The following is a 19,163-nucleotide window of genomic DNA, read 5'->3' on the forward strand; positions in this document are numbered from 1 at the left end:
AGTGGGGGTGGGGGGGTTTGGATTGCCTTCTTCCCCTCTAGGGGGTGGTCGTCCCCCGCGTCGCATTGCAGTCGCAGGGAACGGCAATGCCGGAACAACAGCCCCCACAATCAGGAGCGCTTGCCGGCGAGCCTGCCGCGTAACCAGTCGACCAGCACAAACACCACCAGGCTCGCCCCCATCACCGGCAGACACCATGCCAGCATGACTGCCAGCAGCAGCACCCCTCCCTTCCAGAACAACGGCAACGCAGCCCAGGCACGGCCCAGGGTCTGACCAGGCACCGGCGCAGCAGGCCGGCGACTCCACCACATGCGATAGCCCAGCACGATCATGAACATGAGTGCCATGCCCATGGATGCCATCAGCACTTGATTCACGACACCGAACAGGACGCCCATATGTGCGTCGATGCCCCAGCGGATCAGTTTGGATACCAGCGGAAACTCGGCAAAATCGGCACGGCTGGTCACCTGCATCGTTGCGGGGTCCACGGCCACGGTATCGACCTGGGTTGGCCAGCTCCGATCGATTTCACTGATCCGCCAGGCCTGCCGGTCATTGCGGGGCGGGCGTATTTCGAGCATGCCGGCATCGATGCCGGCTGCACGGGCTGCCGCCAGCACCGCATCCAGTTGGGCGGCCTCGCCTGCAGGCGCATGCAGAACGTGGGACGACACGGAGGTGTGCCCACTGTGCCCGCCATGTTCCGCATGGATCATGGCATTGTCATGGGAGGCATGCCCTTCATGCCCGGCATGTGGATCCGTCGGCGCGGGCGCATCGATCGGTCTGTCCAACTCCACGGTGATGGCCGGTGTGATCCATCCCATGGCGTTGCGCAACATATCCACCCGTTCGCCGGCCCAGCGCGACCAGGTCAGCCCGGTTGCAGAGAAGAACACCAGCCCGAGCGCCAGCCACAGCCCGATCAAAGCATGCAGGCGACGGTGCCTCAAACGGGGGTTACGTGTTGCCACGTCAGCCTGGTTGCGCCGGCCTCCCTGCCACCACAGAACAAGTCCACCCAGAATGGCAATCCACAACCAGGAGGCAGCCAGTTCACTATAGTTGCGCCCCAGGTCGCCCAACAGCAGGTTGCGATGCAGATAATCCAGAGTCATGCGCAGCGGCAGGATGCCACTGGTACCGTAGACGATCTCCTCGCCCAGCACAGTCAGGGTTGCAGGATCAACAAATACGGCACGGGTTTCGGATTCCCCCAGGCCTGGCTGGGTAAACATCACTCGCGTGGTCGCCCCCGGAGCCGGCGCTGGCCGTATCGCAAACAGGCGCGGGTCCTCGCCGACTGCCATGCGCGCAGCCTCGACCTGGAGGGCCAGCGGCTGTGGCGGCCCTTCAGCGTCACTCTGCAACATATCGGCATAGACATACTGCTCGAGCTGGGGCGTCAGTACATAGAGCGTACCCGTCAAGGCAGCAATGAAAATGAACGGGCCGACGAAAAGACCGATATAGAAATGCATGCGCGTCACGAACGCGACCAGCGCATGCCTGCTGGAATTGAGGGGCTTCATGATTCAAACCTGTATCGATACGGTCGCACAGCATGGCAACCGGAGCGGAAGCGCCATCGGACGCTCCCCCGCAAGCAGGATCAGGCAAAGCCGGGTGGGGCCCGCTGCCCAAGCGGAGGGCCGATTGCGGGCTGTACGGGAATGGCCTGGAATATCGGCAACAACACGATATGCCAGGACAGGAGCAACCTGCCCACGCTGTCACCTGTCCGCATAGAATCCAGAACAGGCTGGCTCATGACGCCAAACATACAGTCCGGCACCGTGTCGCCATCAGCCCCTTGGATCGCTTCGCCTTCCCATGTTTTCTGCACAACAGCCAGGGTTCGGTCCGAACTCAGGCACAGACTCAGCCCCAGCCAGGTGGCATTGCGCGCCGTCCGGTCAGGCATGTATCCGAACGGCACCAGGGCCCGCACCAGCACGGCCAGCACGAGCGCCCACAGCAGCAGACGCAGCGTGAGCGGACGCGAAAGAAGGTGGGAGGGAAACATGGCCGCGATTCTAGCATCGGCTCCAGATGCCTTTGCGCCTATATAACCAGACCCGTTATCCACCGGAAACCAGTGGTCTTTCTTCTGTGGCATCGCTCATCCGAACAATTGATGGCAGCCCCTAGTGCCGCGGGAACTGTGTCGCCGGCACCAGCACACCCTTCACATCATGCGGTTCTGCGCGCAGATACTGGGGCGCGACCGGCACCGTCCGACCCAGTGCCGCGGCGGCATGCCACGGCCAGCGAGGGTCGTACAGCACACCCCGGGCAATGCCGATGGCATCGGCCTGTCCCTGGTCGAGAATGGCCTGCGCATGATGGGGATCAGTGATCAGGCCCACGGCAATCACCGGCGTGCCGACCTGCCGGCGTATCTCCTCCGCAAACGGCACCTGGTAGCCGGCACGCAACGGGATCTGCTGCAACGTGCTCAAGCCGCCACTGGAAACGTGGATGAAATGGCTGCCCCGCTGCTCCAGTTGCCGGGCCAGCTCTATGCTCTGGGCCACATCCCAGCCCCCCTCGGCCCAGTCGGACGCCGAGATCCGCACGCCCACGGCTCGCGACGCGGGCACGGCAGCTCGTACGGCATCGAATACCCGCAGGGTCAGGCGCAGCCGGTTTTCGAGCGTCCCGCCGTAGTCATCCTCGCGCCGGTTCGCCAGCGGCGACAGGAACTGATGCAACAGGTATCCATGCGCGGCATGGATCTCGATCACCTCGAAACCCAGCGCATCGGCACGGCGGGCAGCGGCGGCGAAGGCCTGGACGATATCGTCCAGCTCGGACAGGGTAGCCGCCTGCGGTGCCGGCCCGTCCGGCAGGAACGGCAGGTCCGAAGGCGCAATGGTCTGCCAACCATGCGGATCACCGGGCGGCAGCGGCAGGCCTCCTTCCCAGGGACGCGCCACGGAGGCCTTGCGCCCGGCATGTGCCAGTTGGATGCCCAGCGGCACATGGCTGTAGCGACGCACCGCAGCCAGCACACGTGCCAGCGCAGCCTGCGTGGCGTCATCCCACAGACCAAGATCGGCCCAACTGATGCGGCCACGCGGCTCGACGGCCGTCGCCTCGAGGATCAGCAGACCGGCACCGGACTGGGAAAGCCCCCCCAGATGCTGCACATGCCAGTCGGACGCCAGGCCATTTTCGGCCGAATACTGACACATGGGCGCAATCACGATGCGATTGGGAATCTCGACCGGACCGAGTGCCAGGGGTGAAAACAGGGATGTCATGCCAACGCTCCACCAGAATGAAAAAGGTCTATCGACTATAGAAGCAAATTGCTGCCGGCGGTCATGACGATCCGGCACACCCTCATTCCATCCACTTATATCCAGGAAGAAGCACCTGGTAAATGCCTCAATGGCGCAAAAAGACCGCTTGTGTTACAAACGATGCATACCGTTTCGGTTATGCTCACTTTTCCTCAACTTGTCCGGAAGGACGATGTCAGATCCCAACTCTAGCGGGGCGGATACCGCCCAATCTTCCAAATCTCCCAAGCCTTCCCTGCTGGACCGGCTCCAGAACATGCTGCGGCGCGAGCCCAGCGATCGCGAAGGCATCAAGAACCTGCTCGACGACGCGCGTGCGCGCGACCTGATCGATGCCGAGTCCTACGCCATGATCAAGGGTGCACTCGCCATCTCGGAGCAAACCGTTGACGATGTCATGGTGCCACGTTCGCGCATGGATATGCTCGAAGTCACGCAGCCGATCAATGAGCTGGTCACCACCATCATCGAGACGGCGCACTCGCGTTTTCCCGTCTACGAAGATGATCGCGAAAACATCCTGGGTATCCTGCTGGCCAAGGACTTGCTGCGCAGCCTGCTCGACCCCGAGCAGGACATCCGGACCCTGCTGCGGCCGGCCATGTTCGTCCCCGAAACCAAGCGGCTCGACGCGCTGTTGCACGATTTCCGTCGCACCCGCAATCACCTGGCCATCGTCATCGACGAACATGGTGGCATTTCGGGGCTGCTGTCGATGGAGGACGTGCTGGAACAGATCGTCGGTGCCATCGAGGACGAATACGACGAGGACAGCGAGCAGACCATTTTTTCCGAGTCCGACAACCGTTGGCGTGTCCTGGCCACGACCGACATCGACCAGTTCAATGCCACCTTCGGCACCGATCTGCCCGAGGACGAATACGACACCATCGGTGGCTGGCTGGCAAGCGAACTCGAACGCATTCCCCAGCGTGGAGACCAGTGCGCTCGCGGCAACCTGACCATCGAGGTGATCCGCGCCGATAGCCGGCGGGCATTGTGGCTGCGTGTCGAACGCAACCAACCCGGAATCCAGCCTGCGCCGGACGCCTTACCCAACGACTGACCTGGAACGACGAAACAGAAGCATGCGCACACTCCTGCTGATCCTGATTGGCGCTCTGTGCGCGCTGAGTTTCTCCCCAGGCCCATTGCCTGCCAGCCTGCTGTCGGTACTCAACCTGCTGTGCCTGGCCTTCCTGGCACGGCTTGTCCTGCAAGCCCGCTCGTTACGGCGGGCCGCTGCCGACGGCTGGGGATTCGGCACCGGCCTGTTCGGTGTCGGTCTCTACTGGCTGTACATCAGCATGCACGATTACGGCAACATGCCCGCTGCGCTGGCGGGCCTGGCGGTCTTCGTGCTGGCGGCCTTGCTGGCGCTGTACCCGGCATTGGCCTGCTGGCTGACGCGGCTGCTGGCAGGGGCCGATCCCTTGCGCCGCCCCATGACGGCAGCCTTTGTCTGGGCAGCCTGCTGGACCGGGGCTGAATGGCTGCGAGGCACGCTGCTGACCGGTTTCCCCTGGCTCAATGCAGCTTATGCCCATGTCGACAGCCCCTATGCCGGCTGGGCACCCGTGCTGGGCAGCTACGGTGTTGCGTTCATGGCGACCCTGAGTGCCGCCGCCCTGGCACTGCTCACATTGCCTGCCGAGCCCCAGTACGGGCAACGCAATGGCGGTACGCGCAAGCTGAGCCCCTTGCTGATCGTATTTCCTGTCCTGCTGACCGGCTGGTGGAGCCTGTCCAACCGCTGGGCGGAACCCTATGGCGAACCGCTGCAGGTCCGGCTGGTTCAGGGCAATATCGACCAGGGCGTCAAGTTCAACCCCGAAACGCTGGCCGCGACACTCGCACATCATCAGCAGCTCAGCCTGAGCCCTTTCCCTGAGAACACGCCGGAACTGATCGTCCTGCCCGAAACCATCGTGCCGGCCTTCCAGAACCAGATCGATCCGATGCTGTGGGACGACTGGCGCATGCTGGCACGCTATACCGGCGCAACCGTCATGCTGGGCGCGCCGCTGCTTGACCCTGCCCGTGGCGAATACGCCAACAGTGTCATCGGCATCGATCGCGACACCTCCCGCGAGGCCCTGTTGTCGGGCCGGCCAGACATGCGCTATGACAAACACCACCTGGTGCCTTTCGGCGAATTCGTACCGCCCGGATTCCGCTGGCTGGTCGACAGCATGCGCATTCCACTCGGGGATTTCACCCGGGGCACGACCGCACAGGCCCCCTTCCCGCTAAAAGGACAGTACCTGGCCCCCAACATCTGCTACGAAGACGTCTTCGGCAACGAACTGCTGCCTGCCCTGCAACCAGATGCAGCAACAGGAACACCGGGTGCCACGATTCTGGTCAATGTCAGCAACCTGGGATGGTTCGGCGATTCATGGGCCCTGCGCCAGCATCTGCAGATCGCCCGCATGCGTGCGCTCGAAACCGCCCGCCCCATGCTGCGGGCCACCAATACCGGCGTCACGGCCGCCATCGATGATGGTGGCATCGTGATCGGCCAGTTGCCAGTCTACGAAGCGGGCGTGCTTGATGCGCAGGTACAGGGCATGACAGGCCTGACACCCTATGCCCGCTGGGCCGACCGACCGGTCCTCATCCTGTGTGGACTGATCCTGGCGCTGGCCCTGCTGACGCGCCTGCGTCGACGCGACTGACCCAGCCATTGCAGCGTGTCTTTATAGCCTGTCGAAAGGTCGACGGGGCCGTTCATGCAATCTGGAAATAATCTTTCAATTTCCCTGTATTTCACCCAGAGCGAAATTCTGCCTAAGCTGTCGGCATCCGATTCCTGAATATCCGATACCACGGCCTATCCCATGACAGAACTACGCTCGGGCATCCTGCCCTACTCCGGCCCCTCGCGCTGGAATATCGACCAGATCGTCGCTGAACTCTACACGGTGCGTGCCCGCTGGCGCAGCCGCCAGCAGCGCAACCAGGAAGAAACCAACCGCGAATTTCCCTCACGCGAGGTGCTGCGCCGACTGGTGCAGCAACTGACGGGAGCACTGTTTCCGATGCGCCTCGGTCCGGCCGACCTGAAGCAGACCCGCGAAAACTACTACATCGGCCATACGCTGGGCACGGTGCTTGACGAATTGCTGGCACAGGTAAAACTGGAACTGCGCTACGCAGCTCGTCATACCGACCCCACGCCCGAGGAAGAACAACGCGCCGTGGATATCGTGGCCGACTTCGCCGCGCAGTTGCCGGACCTGCGCGCACTGCTGGATACCGATGTGCAGGCCGCCTTCGACAACGACCCGGCCGCACGCAGCGTGGACGAGGTCCTGCTCTGCTATCCGGGCATCACGGCCATCATCCACCACCGCCTGGCCCATGCTCTGTATCGCCTCGGTGCCCCCCTGGTGGCCCGCATCGTGGCCGAGATCGCCCACGGCGACACCGGCATCGATATCCATCCGGGCGCGGTTATCGGTGGCAGCTTCTTCATCGATCATGGTACCGGGGTCGTCATCGGCGAGACCACGGTGATTGGCGAGCGGGTCCGCCTCTATCAGGCCGTGACACTCGGGGCCAGGCGTTTTCCGACTGACCAGAACGGTGTGCTGCAAAAGGGTGTTCCCCGCCATCCTGTGATCGAGGACGATGTGGTGATCTATGCCGGTGCCACGCTGCTGGGCCGGATCACCGTCGGCAGCCGCTCAGTCATCGGTGGCAATGTCTGGCTGACACACAGTGTCGATGCCGACACGCACATCACGCAGAACAGCCTGCTCAACACACCGGCAGCCGACATCCTGGCCGAGCATGCGGGGTAACTCACTACGGGCCCGACCAAGTAGTCCATACCGCAGGCTTTGCAGACACAGCACCGTCAACCCAGCCGTTGCAGATCCATCAGTACCTTGCGGGTGGCCAGTTCCCGGCCGCTGAGATGCTGCTCCAGCCGTTCGCGCAATTGCTGGCGCAATTGCGGTGCCAGCGCGGGATCCCCGAAATCCGGCATGGCCTCGTCCACACCATAGCCATTCTCGTGCAGCAGGATCCATTCGAAGCGACGCAACGCCGCCGCCGGGCGCAACCCGGCAGCCAGGGACAGCAGCGCATACTCGTAGGCATCATACAGCGCAGGATGGGGGTCTTCGCGCGGCAGCATGCGCAGCAGCAGTTCGTTGAGGTACCAGGCCGACATCCAGGCCGTACCTTGCAGCGGACGAATGCCTGCAGCCTCGCCATGCGTCATGGTCTTGACCTCGGCGGCACCGGTCCAGGACAGCAGCAGCGGCTGAAAGGCCGACAATACGGGACGCAACTGGGAGTGGGGCCGCTTGGCACCTTTCGCGACCAGTGCCAGCAAGCCATGCTCACGGGAAAAGGCCTGCACGACCAGCGATGTTTCCTTCCAGGCAGTGCTGTGCAGAATATAGGCTGGGGCATCCTGCACCCGCTGGGTCCGTGCCCGCGGGCGTGCCGGGCGGCGCTCACGCCCGGCGGCCGGACCGGCCTCGGGCGCAACAGTCGCCACCGGGCTATTCATACCCCAGTTCGCGCAACGCGCTTTCCTTGTCCGACCAGCCCTTGCGCACCTTGATATAGACCTCGAGATGCACGGGCTTGTCGAGCAGTTTGATCAGTTCCTGGCGTGCCTCGGTGGCAATGCGCTTCATGTGCTGCCCGCCCGCGCCCAGCAGAATGGGGCGATGGCTGTCGCGCTCGACTACGATGCAGGCCGCCACGCTGGCCCCCTTTTCGGTTTCTTCCCATTGCTCGATGACCACGGTACAGGCGTAGGGCAACTCGTCACCGACCAGGCGGAAGATTTTTTCGCGAATCAGTTCAGCCGCGATGAAACGGGTCGAACGGTCCGTCAGCGCATCCACTTCGAACATGGGCTCGCCTTCCGGCAGGCGTTGCGCAATTTCCGTGAGCAGGTGATCCAGTTGGCGCGACTTGAGCGCACTGACAGGCACCACGGCATCGTAGGGATACAGGCTGGCCAGCTTGCCGACATAAGCGAACAGGTCGTCGCGGTTCTTGAGGGCATCGATCTTGTTGACAGCCAGGATCACCTTGGTGCCATCCTTGGGCAACAACGGCAGCAGATTGGCATCGCCCGCCGACCATTTGCCAGCTTCGACCACATGCACCACCACATCGACATCGGCCAGCGTCTGCGTGACCACCCGGTTCATCATCCGGTTCATCGCGCCGCCATGGCGGGTCTGGAAGCCGGGGGTATCGACAAACACGAACTGCTCGTGCTCGCGTGTCAGCACGCCATGGATACGGTGCCGTGTCGTCTGCGCCTTGCGCGACACAATCGATACCTTGGCACCGATCAGGGCATTGCTGAGCGTGGACTTGCCGACGTTGGGTCGACCGACCACAGCCACAAAACCACAACGGAAAGGCGTACTCATCGGGATTCTCCTTGTGCCGCCCGTCCATGGGTAGCCTTGAACTGTGCCAGGCGCTCGGCCTGCTGGCGCGCCTTGCCGGCGGCCTGCCGGCGCTTGATGTCGACCGGCGACAATGGCAGAAGCTGCTCGAGCACCAGCCCGGCAGCCGTCTGCTCGGCAGCACGGCGGCTGCTGCCGGTAGCACGGATATGAATATCGAAAGCCGGTACGGCACACTCGACCTCGAACTGCTGATCATGGGCTACGCCGTGAATGCAAACCACCTGATACTGCGGCAATTCGAGATGACGCCCCTGCAGCCACTCCTGCAGCAGCGTCTTGGCATCCTTGCCCTGCGTATCGGGATCGACCTTGTCGAGCAACTCTCGGTACAGGCCGGCAATGACCTGCCGCACAGCCTCGAAACCCTGGTCGAGATAGATGGCCCCCAGAATGGCCTCGACGGCATCGGCCAGGATCGACGGCCGGCGAAAGCCACCACTCTTGAGTTCACCCTCGCCCAAGCGCAGATAGCCTGACAGGTCCAGCCGCTGCGCAATATCGGCCAGCGTGGACTGCTTGACCAGGCTGGCCCGTACGCGCGACAGGTCACCCTCGTCGATGTTCTGGAAACGCTCGTACAACAGCGCTGCCACCACGAAATTGAGTACGCCGTCGCCCAGGAACTCAAGGCGCTCGTTGTGGTGGGCGCTATGGCTGCGATGGGTCAGCGCCTGCTGCAGCATGGCAGGATTGGCGAAGGTGTAATTGAGGCGGCGCTCTAGGGCGGCAAACGACATGCGAAGGTTTATCTATTGAAAACGGTTAATCGAAGCGGCCAATACGGCCCAGGTCGCTGAAGTTCATCCAGATGAAGAATGCCTTGCCGACAATGTTCTGGTCGGGCACGAAACCCCAGTAACGACTGTCCTGGCTGTTGTCGCGGTTGTCACCCATCACGAAATAATGTCCTTCCGGCACCTTGCAACGCACACCATTACGGGCATATTCGCACTGGTCACGGAAGGGAAAGTTGGTGATCGGGCCCAGCGCCTGGTAATTGCGCTCATCGAGCAGGATGCTGTGATCGACATCGCCCAGGTGCTCCTGGTAGCGCGTGGTATACAGCATGCGATCCGGCTCGAAATATTCATCGGCACGTTCATGCTTGATTTCCTGGCCGTTGACAAAGAGCCGCTTGTCCAGATAAGCGACCTCGTCGCCCGGCAATCCGACGACGCGCTTGATGTAATCGACCTCGGGTTCGACAGGGTAGCGGAACACGATCACATCGCCACGTGCCGGCTGACCGGTTTCGATGACCTTGCGGTCGAGCACGGGCAAGCGCATGCCATAGCTGTACTTCTTGACCAGGATCAGATCGCCCGACTGCAACGTCGGCAGCATGGAGCCGGAAGGGATGCGAAACGGCTCGACCACAAAGGAGCGCAGCACGAACACAAACAGGATGACCGGAAAGAAGCTGACGCCATACTCGATCCACCAGGGAACGTGACGGGCTTCTTCGAGGGCGCGTTCACGCTCCTGTGCCACCACTTCAGCCGGACCGGCCGCAATCGCATCATAATGGGCCATGACATCAGCCACGCGCTGGCGGCGCCTGCGGCGCCAGACTGCCACATCCAGCCCCCAGATCACACCGGTGACCAGCAGCAGGATGAACAGGATCAGGGCAAAGTTCCAACTCATTTTTCTTCCACCTGCAAAATGGCCAGGAAGGCTTCCTGCGGGATTTCGACACTGCCGACCTGCTTCATGCGCTTCTTGCCGGCCTTCTGCTTTTCGAGCAACTTCTTCTTGCGACTGATATCGCCACCGTAGCACTTGGCCAGCACATTCTTGCGCAGGGCCTTGACGTTTTCACGGGCAATGACCTCGGCCCCGATGGCTGCCTGGATCGCCACATCGTACATCTGGCGCGGGATCAGGCCACGCATCTTGGACACCACCTCGCGGGCCCGGTAGCGGGCGTTGGAACGGTGCACGATCAGCGACAGCGCATCGACCCGGTCACCGTTGATCAGAATATCGACCTTGACCACATCGGCGCTGCGATACTCCTTGAACTCGTAGTCCATCGACGCGTAACCGCGCGAAACCGACTTGAGACGATCGAAGAAATCGAGCACGATCTCGGCCAGCGGGATTTCATAGACCAGGTGTACCTGCCGGCCATGGTAGGACATGTCGATCTGGGTGCCGCGCTTGGCGGTACACAGCGTCAGGACCGGTCCCACATATTCCTGCGGCATGAACAGCGTGACCGTGACCACCGGCTCGCGGATATCGAGCAGCTTGCCCACTTCGGGCATGCGTGCCGGACTGTCGACCGAGATCGTGGTGCCATCGCGCAGATCGACCTGATACACCACCGACGGCGCGGTCGTGATCAGGTCCATGTCGAATTCGCGCTCCAGGCGCTCCTGCACGATTTCCATGTGCAACAGCCCCAGGAAGCCGCAACGCACGCCGAAGCCCAACGCCTGGGACACTTCGGGCTCGTACTGCAGGGCGGCATCATTGAGCTTGAGCTTGTCGAGCGAATCGCGCAGCGCATCGTACTGACTCGACTCGACCGGGAACAGGCCGGCGAACACCTGCGGCTTGACTTCCTTGAAGCCTGACAGTGCCGCGCTGGCCGGCTTGTTGGCCAGGGTAACGGTATCACCGACCTTGGCGTGTGCCAGATCCTTGATCCCCGTGATCAGGAAACCGACCTGACCTGCCGACAGGCTCTGGCGCTGTTCGGCCTTGGGCGTGAACACACCGATCTGCTCGCAGGGATGCGCGGCCCCTGTCGCCATCAACAGGATCTTGTCACGTTGCTTGAGTGAACCGTTGAAGACCCGTACCAGCATGACCACACCCACATAGTTATCGAACCATGAGTCTACGATCAGCGCCTGCAGAGGGGCATCCGGATCGCCTTTCGGCGCAGGAATGCGTTCAACGACAGCTTCGAGGATATCGTCGATACCCATGCCTGTCTTGGCACTGGCAGGAATGGCGCGTGTGGCATCGATGCCGATCACGTCTTCGATTTCCTCGACAGCCGCCTCGGGATTGGCCGACGGCAGATCCATTTTGTTGAGCACGGGGACGACTTCGACATCAAGGTCAATGGCGGTATAGCAGTTGGCCACAGTCTGCGCCTCGACCCCCTGCGATGCATCGACCACCAACAACGCACCTTCACAGGCTGCCAGGGAGCGGCTGACCTCATAGGAGAAGTCGACGTGTCCCGGGGTGTCGATCAGATTCAGATAATAGGTGTGACCATCACGGGCCTTGTAGCTGAGCGAAGCCGTCTGTGCCTTGATGGTAATGCCGCGTTCGCGTTCGATGTCCATCGAATCAAGCACCTGCTCGGACATTTCGCGGTCCTGCAGGCCACCACAGCGTTGGATCAGGCGGTCAGCCAGGGTCGACTTGCCATGGTCGATGTGAGCAATAATCGAAAAGTTGCGTATACGCTGCATGTAGTGTGAAGGGCAATCAGAGAGAGGTCCGTCAGCCAGGACAAAAAAAGGGGCGCAGCGCGCCCCTTCGCGTCAATCCGCCATTTTAGCGTTACTTGGCGGGCTGCACAGCGACCCATTGCGTCTGCTCGCCCCGACGCACCAGCAATGCGGCAGCACGGGACGTATCCAGCCCCGTGACCAGTTGGTTGAACTGGCTGGGTGACGTCACATCCTGGTCATTGAGCGCCAGGATGACATCCCCCTGGGTCAGGCCTGCCGATGCTGCGGCCCCCTCGGCCGACTGCACCAGCACGCCACCACGCACACGCATGCGTTCGCGGGCTTCGGCCGTCAGTTCCGTCACCGCCAAGCCCAGTGCGTTGGTCTGCGCAGGTGCGGCATTCTCGGTACTTTCACTGTCGGCGACAGCGGCATTGCCATCTTCCATCTGGGCCACAGTGACCTTGAGCGTACGGGCACGGCCCTTGCGCCAGACTTCAAGCGAAGATTCGGTGCCCGGCTTGACCTGGCCCACGATGCGCGGCAGGTCAGACCAGCGAGTGATCGGCTGCTTGTTGAACTTGATGATCACGTCGCCCGCCTCGACACCCGCCTTGTCGGCAGGACCATCGGGCTCGACCATGCTGACCAGTGCGCCTTCCGCCTTGGGCAGGCCAATGGCATCGGCCACTTCCTTGCTGACTTCACCGATCTGCACGCCGATACGACCCCGGGTCACATGACCGGTAGCACGCAACTGGTCGACCACCTGCATGGCCTCGTCGATGGGAATGGCCAGAGAAATGCCCATGAAGCCGCCACTGCGCGAGATGATCTGCGAGTTGATACCCACCACTTCACCGTTCAGGTTGATCAGCGGGCCACCCGAATTGCCGGGGTTGACGGCCACGTCGGTCTGGATGAACGGCAGGTACTCGCCCGTATCACGACCTGTAGCACTGACGATACCGGCCGTCACAGTGGATTCGAGTCCGAACGGAGAACCGATGGCCAGCACCCATTGCCCCTTGCGCAGCAACTTGGGATCGCCGATCTCGAGTGGCGTGATGTTCTGGTCGGAATCGATCTTGACCAGCGCCACGTCGGTACGGGCATCGGAGCCGATCAGTTTGGCCTTGAATTCGCGGCCATCGCTGAGCGTGACGAAAATGTCGGTTGCCTCATCGACCACATGAGCGTTGGTCAGGATATAGCCATCATTGGAGATGAAGAAGCCCGAGCCCACGCCACGCGGCACGGTGCGCTCTTCCTGCGGTGCCTGGGGTTGCTGCGGCTGTTGCTGACGACCGCGCGGACCGGGTGCGCCCTGTCCACCCGGATTGAAATCCGGGCCAAAGAACCAGCGGAACATGTCGTAGGGATCACCATTGCCGCCAAAATTGCGCACAGGAACGGTCGCAGTGGTACGGATGTTGACGACGGCAGGATCAGTCTTTTCGACGATCTGGGTGAAATCAGGCAGACCAGTCACCGACTGGGCCATTGCGGCCGGCGCCTGCAGCAGGCTGATGGCAGCCGCCGCGGCGGCAATCAGCCGCAGAAAACGATGAGAAACTTTATCAATATGCATGTGTCATGCTCCGAAAATGATACTGCAATACCAGATGGGGACTGGCATACGATTATCAACGGGGCGCTGCATCCTGCCTGGGCACATATTCACTATCCTGCACCAGGCGCTGCAGTGTCCGGGCCGGCACCTCGCCGACCGCTGTCAGCCAGAAATCCGCCAGCCGCGCTCCATATACATGGACAGCGCCAAACTGCAAAGTTCCCTTGGGATGGTGTTCAGCATCCTGATCTTTGTAAAGTTCGATAAAGACCGACAATGCAGACAGGCCATCAGACAAAACCCATTGGCTGACAGGGCGTTCCGGCCCCATCATGCGTTCGACTTCCAGCACGGGCTTGAAGCCTGGCGGCACGGGAATGCGCCAGCCCTGTCCCGCCAGATCGACCGATGCCACCACCGGCTCCACCACTTTCCAGTCGCGCGGGGCCCAATCGCTCTTGAGCCAGTCAGTCTGCACCTGATCACCCAGTTGCAGCATATTGAAAGCGACCTGCTCGACCAGTTGACCATCGGTATCGAACGTCTGCCGTTTGAGCAGAAGATCATTGTCGGTATCGACGCACAGGCGGTAGCCATAGCGCAGGTCATCTACCGGCTGCAAGGCGACCCAGTTGCAGGTATGGCCCGCAACGCGTTCCTGCTCGCCTGTAGGCACGACGTTGTAATGGCTGCCGATATCGTGGCTGTCTTCGCGCAGCAGGCCTGGAAAGCGATCCTGGCGATGCTTTTCCATGTAGACCGTTTTCTGCTCCGGCATCAGGCACTGCACTTCATCGTTGTGGCGCAGAAACTCGCGACGCTCACCATCGAGAGACTCGACCCGCTCCCGCTCGCCGGTACCATCCAGGATATGAACAATACGTGATGCGTACAGTTCATTGCCATACTGGCGAGTGAAAATACCGCTGTAATCCAGGCGGGATGCAGCACGCTGGATACGATCCAGCAATGCCACCGCGTCCTCGTCGACCTGCGGAGCATCCTGTGGCGCAGGAGCCTGTGCCTGTGCCAGGCCCGCCGCCAGGAACAGGCACAGCGCCACGCACCTTTGCGCCAGACCGCCTCGCTTGCTCCCCGCCATCGCCAGACGCGCCGACATTATCGGGGCACCCCGTAGGATGCCTGCTGCACCATGCCGCTGCCTGCAAACTGCCGATGCGCATCGAGATATCCATGCAGCTTGCTGGCATCTGCGGCATCGACGGGACCGGTGGAGGCCTCGGCCAATATCCGTGTACTGTCAGGCGATGGGGTCACCATATACGGCTGGGCGATCCAGACGACCGTGGCCACGGCTGCGGCGACGGCCAGTCCGGACAGGCCGGCACGGGCAAAACGCTGCCTGCGCGACAGCGAGACGATGACCGCCTCCTGTTCCAGCGCAGCCGCCATGTTCGCCCGAAAGCGTGCACTGGGCCCCGCCGAAAGCTGTTCACTGCGCAGCACGTCGCCGATCAGGTGCCAGGCTTCCCATTGTGTTCGCCCGGCTGCGGTATGCAGCACTTCCGGCAGCGGCCCCGCATGTTCGCCATCCATCCAGGCAGACAGCAGCTCCTGCCGGTTCGGCGAGGCAGCCTGATCGTCAGTTTTTACAGCAGCTTGCATTTTGTGTGACTCCTACCAGCGACGCTCGGCGTCGGTATCCAGCAATGGCCGCAGGCGTGCGGATATAGCTTCGCGTGCCCGGAAAATTCGTGAACGCACCGTGCCAATCGGACAGCCCATGCTCTGTGCAATGTCTTCATAGCTCATGCCTTCTATCTCGCGCAAAACGATTGCCGTACGCAACTCGTCCGGCAAGGTTTCGATCGCCTCATTGACTGCAGCGGCGACCTGACGACTTGCCAGCACGGATTCAGGGGTGCTGATATCCGTTAGGTTGTCTGTTTCGTCAAAAGTTTCACCGTCTTCCGTTTCGATTGCGCTGGGCGCACTCGGACGGCGACCTGCCGATGACAGCCAGTTGCGAGCCGTATTGATGGCGATCCTGTAGAGCCAGGTATAGAAGGCACTATCGCCGCGAAACTGGGGCAGCGCCCTGTAGGCCTTGATAAAGGCTTCCTGCACGACATCCTCGACCTCGGCCTGATCGCGCACCATGCGGGACACCAGCCGCATGATCTTGCGCTGGTACTTGAGCACCAGCAGATCGAATGCGGTCTTGTCCCCGCGCTGAACGCGAACGACCAGCTCGTTATCCACATCGCGTTCGCTCATACATATTCCTGTTGACGGACATCTGCCATGCGGCGCTGCCCCTGCCACATGGCGATGACCTGAAGCCGACGCCAGGCGGGTGCCGGCATGCTGTCACGCCACAGCGTAAACCAGAACGGCCTGCCCGTGGAGGCAACAGCAGAAGTGCCATCATTGCACGGCTGCAATTGGATGCGCAGCCAGCCCGGCCCCCGGGCAAAACCAAGCGCCCTGCCACTACGCCAGCCGGTACAGGCCGTCCGCACCTGCCAGGGTGCGCCCGGCGCTGCGGCCACCGCAGCGATGCGTTGCCGCCATGCATGCCGGCATGCCGCCAGCACCAGGCAAGATGCCACCAGCAAGACCAACCAGGACACCATGACAGGCAAGTCCCGGCTCAGCAGCAAAATGGAGAGGAGAAAAAACAGCGCCAGCAACAACGCTGCCAGCGCCATGAAACGGGATGGCCGGACAGTGGTATGGACCGTCCGGAATGCTGTCTTGGAAACAGGCCCCCGTGCCGCCGTCAACTCAGACCTTGCGCACGGCCATGGAACCGTTGGTTCCGCCGAAGCCGAAAGAGTTGGACAGGGCGATGTCGATCTTCATCGACCGCGCCTCGTTGGCGCAGTAGTCCAGATCGCAATCCGGATCCTGATTAAAGATATTGATGGTCGGTGGCGAGATCTGGTTGTAGACGGCCAGCGTCGTGAACACAGCCTCGATACCGCCTGCCGCGCCCAGCAGGTGGCCGGTCATGGACTTGGTGGAGTTGACCGTGAGCTTGCGTGCGTGATCGCCAAAAGCCAGCTTGAGTGCCTCGGTTTCGTTGCGATCACCCAGCGGCGTGGAGGTGCCGTGCGCATTGACATACTGCACTTCGTCGGGATTGAAGCCGCCATTGCGCATCGCATTGAGCATGCCACGGCGTGGACCATCGCGATCCGGCGCGGTGATGTGGTGAGCATCGGCGCTCATGCCATAGCCAGCCAGCTCACCATAGATGCGGGCACCACGTTTCTTGGCATGCTCATACTCTTCGAGCACCAGCACGCCAGCGCCTTCGCCCAGTACGAAACCGTCGCGATCCCTGTCCCAGGGGCGCGACGCCGTTTGCGGATCATCGTTGCGAGTCGACAGTGCACGCGCGGAGGCAAAGCCACCGACACCCAGGGGCGACACACTCGACTCGGCACCGCCGGCCAGCATGACATCGGCATCGCCGTATTCGATCAGGCGGCCTGCATCGCCGATGCAGTGAAGGCCTGTGGTGCAGGCGGACACGATCGAATAGTTGGGCCCCTTAAGGCCAAACTGGATCGACAGGTGTCCGGAAATCATGTTGATGATGGATGCCGGCACGAAGAACGGCGAGATACGCCTCGCGCCACGTGCCTGGTATTCGATCTGAGTCTGCTCGATCAGCGGCAGGCCACCGATACCGGAGCCAACCACCACGCCGATGCGCTCGGCGTTTTCCTCGGTGACGACAATGCCGCTGTCACGCCATGCCTGCATGCCTGCGGCCACTCCATAATGGATGAAGGTATCCATATGGCGGGCTTCTTTTTCGGAAATGTACTGGCCGATATCGAATCCCCTGACCTCGCCGGCGATGTGGCAGTTCAGGCCCGAGGCATCGAAACGGGTGATCCGGTCAATGCCGGAGCGTCCATTGACGATGTTGTCCCAGGCGGTGGCAATGTCGTTGCCTACGGGAGAGACGATGCCCAGGCCGGTGATGACGACGCGTCGCTTCACGCAAGACTCCTAAAACATACAAACAATGCCTCCATGCGGCACCATCGGCTGGCAGCATGCTGAGACGCACGCCTTTGCCAGAGGTGCAGCCTGGCGACAAAAAAAGGTGGCCGAGGGATCCGGGAAGCATGAGCCGCTTCTGCGCCCATCATGCAACACGCCGGACCCACCTGCGCCACCCATGTAGACTGGGTCATGCCACGATGGCATGACCAGCTTCGAACATGCAAGATTACTGCTTGGAATTGGCAGTAATGTAGCCGATGGCCTGTTGCACGTTGGTGATTTTCTCGGCTTCCTCGTCGGGAATCTCGGTTTCGAACTCGTCTTCGAGTGCCATTACCAATTCGACCATGTCGAGTGAATCGGCACCGAGGTCGTCAAGAAAGGAAGATTCGTTCTTGATCTCGGCTTCGTTGACGCCAAGTTGTTCAGCGACGATCTTCTTGACGCGCTGTTCGATGCTTTCCATGCAGATCTCCAATAAGGGACAAGTCCCGCGAATTATAGCCAAGCGTAGGCGCTTGCATACACCGGCCATGACAAAAAACCGCATTGAATGGGAAAAAAAGCCTTCCGGACGCTGTTTGTCCGGGTAAGCCCCATGCTCAACGCACCTCAAAATCCTGTTTCCAGCCCTGTACAGCGAGTGTATCTGGCCAGATACGGCTTTATTCCATATACATGCCGCCATTGACGTGCAGCGTTGCCCCCGTTACGTATTCGGCACGGGGACTTGCCAGAAAACCAACGGCATGGGCGATATCGGCAGCCGCCCCCAGGCGACCCAGCGGAATCTGGCCCAGCAGGGCGGCGGTCTGGTTTTCGCTCAGGCCACGCGTCATATCCGTTTCGATGAAGCCGGGTGCGACACAGTTTACCGTAATATTACGACTGCCCAGCTCGCGCGCCAGCGCGCGGCTCAGGCCGGCCACACCCGCCTTGGCGGCTGCGTAGTTGGCCTGTCCGGCGTTGCCGCTGGCACCCACCACCGACGTGATGTTGATGATGCGACCCCAGCGGGCTTTCATCATGTTGCGCAGCACGGCGCGCGACAGACGGAAAACGGCAGACAGGTTGGTATCGATCACGTCCGACCATTCGTCGTCTTTCATGCGCATGGCCAGCATGTCGCGCGTGATGCCCGCATTGTTCACCAGGATGTGGGGACCGGCAGCAGCTTCCTTGTTCAGTTCGGCCACCAGCGCCTCACTGGCTGCTGCATCGGTGACATTCAGTACGACGCCACGCCCGCCGAAGGGTGCCAGAGAAGCGCTGATCGCCTGGGCACCGGACTCGGAAGTTGCCGTACCGACCACGACCGCACCGGCACGCGCCAGCTCGAGTGCAATGGCCTGGCCGATACCGCGAGTGGCACCGGTCACCAGCGCAACCTTGCCAGTCAGTTCAAGAGTGGTTTCAGACATGT

19 protein-coding genes are annotated in these 19,163 nt (G+C 61.7%); 3 read left to right on the top strand and 16 right to left on the bottom strand.

Features of this window, described 5'->3' with window-relative positions:
• Positions 1-110: 110 nt before the first annotated feature.
• From ABN482_RS11260 to ABN482_RS11270, 3 genes are all read right to left on the bottom strand, one after another.
• Positions 111-1,538: a PepSY-associated TM helix domain-containing protein gene (locus ABN482_RS11260; RefSeq protein WP_349504077.1), complete on the bottom strand. Its 1,428-nt coding sequence runs from the start codon at positions 1,536-1,538 to the stop codon at positions 111-113.
• A gap of 80 nt (positions 1,539-1,618) precedes the next feature.
• On the bottom strand, positions 1,619-2,032 hold the full coding sequence (locus ABN482_RS11265) for a hypothetical protein (protein WP_349504078.1): 414 nt from the start codon (positions 2,030-2,032) through the stop codon (positions 1,619-1,621).
• 121 nt (positions 2,033-2,153) lie between these two features.
• On the bottom strand, positions 2,154-3,272 hold the full coding sequence (locus ABN482_RS11270) for an NADH:flavin oxidoreductase/NADH oxidase (protein ID WP_349504079.1): 1,119 nt from the start codon (positions 3,270-3,272) through the stop codon (positions 2,154-2,156).
• Positions 3,273-3,486: 214 nt separating this feature from the next.
• Here ABN482_RS11270 and ABN482_RS11275 point away from each other — a divergent pair, with 214 nt between their 5' ends.
• From ABN482_RS11275 to epsC, 3 genes are all read left to right on the top strand, one after another.
• Positions 3,487-4,380 (top strand): CorC family transporter, encoded by an 894-nt coding sequence (locus ABN482_RS11275; protein ID WP_349504080.1) that lies wholly within the window; start codon positions 3,487-3,489, stop codon positions 4,378-4,380.
• A gap of 22 nt (positions 4,381-4,402) precedes the next feature.
• Complete coding sequence (lnt, locus tag ABN482_RS11280) at positions 4,403-5,992, top strand: apolipoprotein N-acyltransferase (RefSeq protein ID WP_349504081.1); 1,590 nt, start codon at positions 4,403-4,405, stop codon at positions 5,990-5,992.
• 162 nt (positions 5,993-6,154) lie between these two features.
• The gene (epsC, locus tag ABN482_RS11285; RefSeq protein WP_349504082.1) at positions 6,155-7,120 is read left to right on the top strand and encodes a serine O-acetyltransferase EpsC; all 966 of its coding nucleotides are present in this window, start codon (positions 6,155-6,157) and stop codon (positions 7,118-7,120) included.
• Positions 7,121-7,176: 56 nt separating this feature from the next.
• Here the strand turns inward: epsC and recO are convergent, their stop codons facing one another.
• From recO to fabG, 13 genes are all read right to left on the bottom strand, one after another.
• Positions 7,177-7,746, bottom strand: a complete 570-nt coding sequence (gene recO, locus ABN482_RS11290; RefSeq protein ID WP_349504166.1) for a DNA repair protein RecO — start codon at positions 7,744-7,746, stop codon at positions 7,177-7,179.
• Between the two features lie 85 nt (positions 7,747-7,831).
• Entirely contained in the window at positions 7,832-8,722 is an 891-nt protein-coding gene (gene era / locus ABN482_RS11295; RefSeq protein WP_109061454.1) for a GTPase Era, read from the bottom strand.
• Positions 8,719-9,501 carry a ribonuclease III gene (gene rnc / locus ABN482_RS11300; protein WP_349504083.1) on the bottom strand — a complete coding sequence of 261 codons (783 nt, stop codon included), beginning with the start codon at positions 9,499-9,501 and terminating at the stop codon, positions 8,719-8,721. Before rnc ends, era begins: the two co-directional genes overlap by 4 nt.
• Before the next feature lie 25 nt (positions 9,502-9,526).
• A complete protein-coding gene (lepB, locus tag ABN482_RS11305; protein ID WP_349504084.1) occupies positions 9,527-10,411 on the bottom strand; it encodes a signal peptidase I in 885 nt (294 codons plus the stop codon).
• The gene (lepA, locus tag ABN482_RS11310) at positions 10,408-12,201 is read right to left on the bottom strand and encodes a translation elongation factor 4 (protein WP_349504085.1); all 1,794 of its coding nucleotides are present in this window, start codon (positions 12,199-12,201) and stop codon (positions 10,408-10,410) included. Before lepA ends, lepB begins: the two co-directional genes overlap by 4 nt.
• A gap of 91 nt (positions 12,202-12,292) precedes the next feature.
• Positions 12,293-13,774: a DegQ family serine endoprotease gene (locus ABN482_RS11315; RefSeq protein WP_349504086.1), complete on the bottom strand. Its 1,482-nt coding sequence runs from the start codon at positions 13,772-13,774 to the stop codon at positions 12,293-12,295.
• 55 nt (positions 13,775-13,829) lie between these two features.
• Positions 13,830-14,876 carry a MucB/RseB C-terminal domain-containing protein gene (locus ABN482_RS11320; protein ID WP_349504087.1) on the bottom strand — a complete coding sequence of 349 codons (1,047 nt, stop codon included), beginning with the start codon at positions 14,874-14,876 and terminating at the stop codon, positions 13,830-13,832.
• Entirely contained in the window at positions 14,876-15,382 is a 507-nt protein-coding gene (locus ABN482_RS11325) for an RseA family anti-sigma factor (RefSeq protein WP_349504088.1), read from the bottom strand. Before ABN482_RS11325 ends, ABN482_RS11320 begins: the two co-directional genes overlap by 1 nt.
• A gap of 12 nt (positions 15,383-15,394) precedes the next feature.
• Positions 15,395-15,994: an RNA polymerase sigma factor RpoE gene (gene rpoE, locus ABN482_RS11330; RefSeq protein WP_349504089.1), complete on the bottom strand. Its 600-nt coding sequence runs from the start codon at positions 15,992-15,994 to the stop codon at positions 15,395-15,397.
• Positions 15,991-16,503 (bottom strand): protein YgfX, encoded by a 513-nt coding sequence (locus tag ABN482_RS11335; protein ID WP_349504090.1) that lies wholly within the window; start codon positions 16,501-16,503, stop codon positions 15,991-15,993. Before ABN482_RS11335 ends, rpoE begins: the two co-directional genes overlap by 4 nt.
• 1 nt (position 16,504) lies before the next feature.
• Positions 16,505-17,734, bottom strand: coding sequence for a beta-ketoacyl-ACP synthase II (gene fabF, locus ABN482_RS11340; RefSeq protein WP_349504091.1), 1,230 nt, complete (start codon positions 17,732-17,734; stop codon positions 16,505-16,507).
• Between the two features lie 232 nt (positions 17,735-17,966).
• Positions 17,967-18,206, bottom strand: coding sequence for an acyl carrier protein (acpP, locus tag ABN482_RS11345; protein WP_109061444.1), 240 nt, complete (start codon positions 18,204-18,206; stop codon positions 17,967-17,969).
• A gap of 199 nt (positions 18,207-18,405) precedes the next feature.
• Positions 18,406-19,161 carry a 3-oxoacyl-ACP reductase FabG gene (gene fabG / locus ABN482_RS11350; protein ID WP_349504092.1) on the bottom strand — a complete coding sequence of 252 codons (756 nt, stop codon included), beginning with the start codon at positions 19,159-19,161 and terminating at the stop codon, positions 18,406-18,408.
• Positions 19,162-19,163: the final 2 nt, after the last annotated feature.

It is taken from the genome of Corticimicrobacter sp. (assembly GCF_040137905.1).
Classification (GTDB): Bacteria; Pseudomonadota; Gammaproteobacteria; order Burkholderiales; family Burkholderiaceae_B; genus Corticimicrobacter.

Bases quoted from the DNA above. Each gene is read 5' to 3' on its own strand.
- ABN482_RS11260 (WP_349504077.1), bottom strand. From the start codon at position 1,538: ATGAAGCCCCTCAATTCCAGCAGGCATGCGCTGGTCGCGTTCGTGACG.
- ABN482_RS11265 (WP_349504078.1), bottom strand. From the start codon at position 2,032: ATGTTTCCCTCCCACCTTCTTTCGCGTCCGCTCACGCTGCGTCTGCTG.
- ABN482_RS11270 (WP_349504079.1), bottom strand. From the start codon at position 3,272: ATGACATCCCTGTTTTCACCCCTGGCACTCGGTCCGGTCGAGATTCCC.
- ABN482_RS11275 (WP_349504080.1), top strand. From the start codon at position 3,487: ATGTCAGATCCCAACTCTAGCGGGGCGGATACCGCCCAATCTTCCAAA.
- lnt (WP_349504081.1), top strand. From the start codon at position 4,403: ATGCGCACACTCCTGCTGATCCTGATTGGCGCTCTGTGCGCGCTGAGT.
- epsC (WP_349504082.1), top strand. From the start codon at position 6,155: ATGACAGAACTACGCTCGGGCATCCTGCCCTACTCCGGCCCCTCGCGC.
- era (WP_109061454.1), bottom strand. From the start codon at position 8,722: ATGAGTACGCCTTTCCGTTGTGGTTTTGTGGCTGTGGTCGGTCGACCC.
- rnc (WP_349504083.1), bottom strand. From the start codon at position 9,501: ATGTCGTTTGCCGCCCTAGAGCGCCGCCTCAATTACACCTTCGCCAAT.
- lepB (WP_349504084.1), bottom strand. From the start codon at position 10,411: ATGAGTTGGAACTTTGCCCTGATCCTGTTCATCCTGCTGCTGGTCACC.
- lepA (WP_349504085.1), bottom strand. From the start codon at position 12,201: ATGCAGCGTATACGCAACTTTTCGATTATTGCTCACATCGACCATGGC.
- ABN482_RS11315 (WP_349504086.1), bottom strand. From the start codon at position 13,774: ATGCATATTGATAAAGTTTCTCATCGTTTTCTGCGGCTGATTGCCGCC.
- ABN482_RS11320 (WP_349504087.1), bottom strand. From the start codon at position 14,876: ATGTCGGCGCGTCTGGCGATGGCGGGGAGCAAGCGAGGCGGTCTGGCG.
- ABN482_RS11325 (WP_349504088.1), bottom strand. From the start codon at position 15,382: ATGCAAGCTGCTGTAAAAACTGACGATCAGGCTGCCTCGCCGAACCGG.
- rpoE (WP_349504089.1), bottom strand. From the start codon at position 15,994: ATGAGCGAACGCGATGTGGATAACGAGCTGGTCGTTCGCGTTCAGCGC.
- acpP (WP_109061444.1), bottom strand. From the start codon at position 18,206: ATGGAAAGCATCGAACAGCGCGTCAAGAAGATCGTCGCTGAACAACTT.
- fabG (WP_349504092.1), bottom strand. From the start codon at position 19,161: ATGTCTGAAACCACTCTTGAACTGACTGGCAAGGTTGCGCTGGTGACC.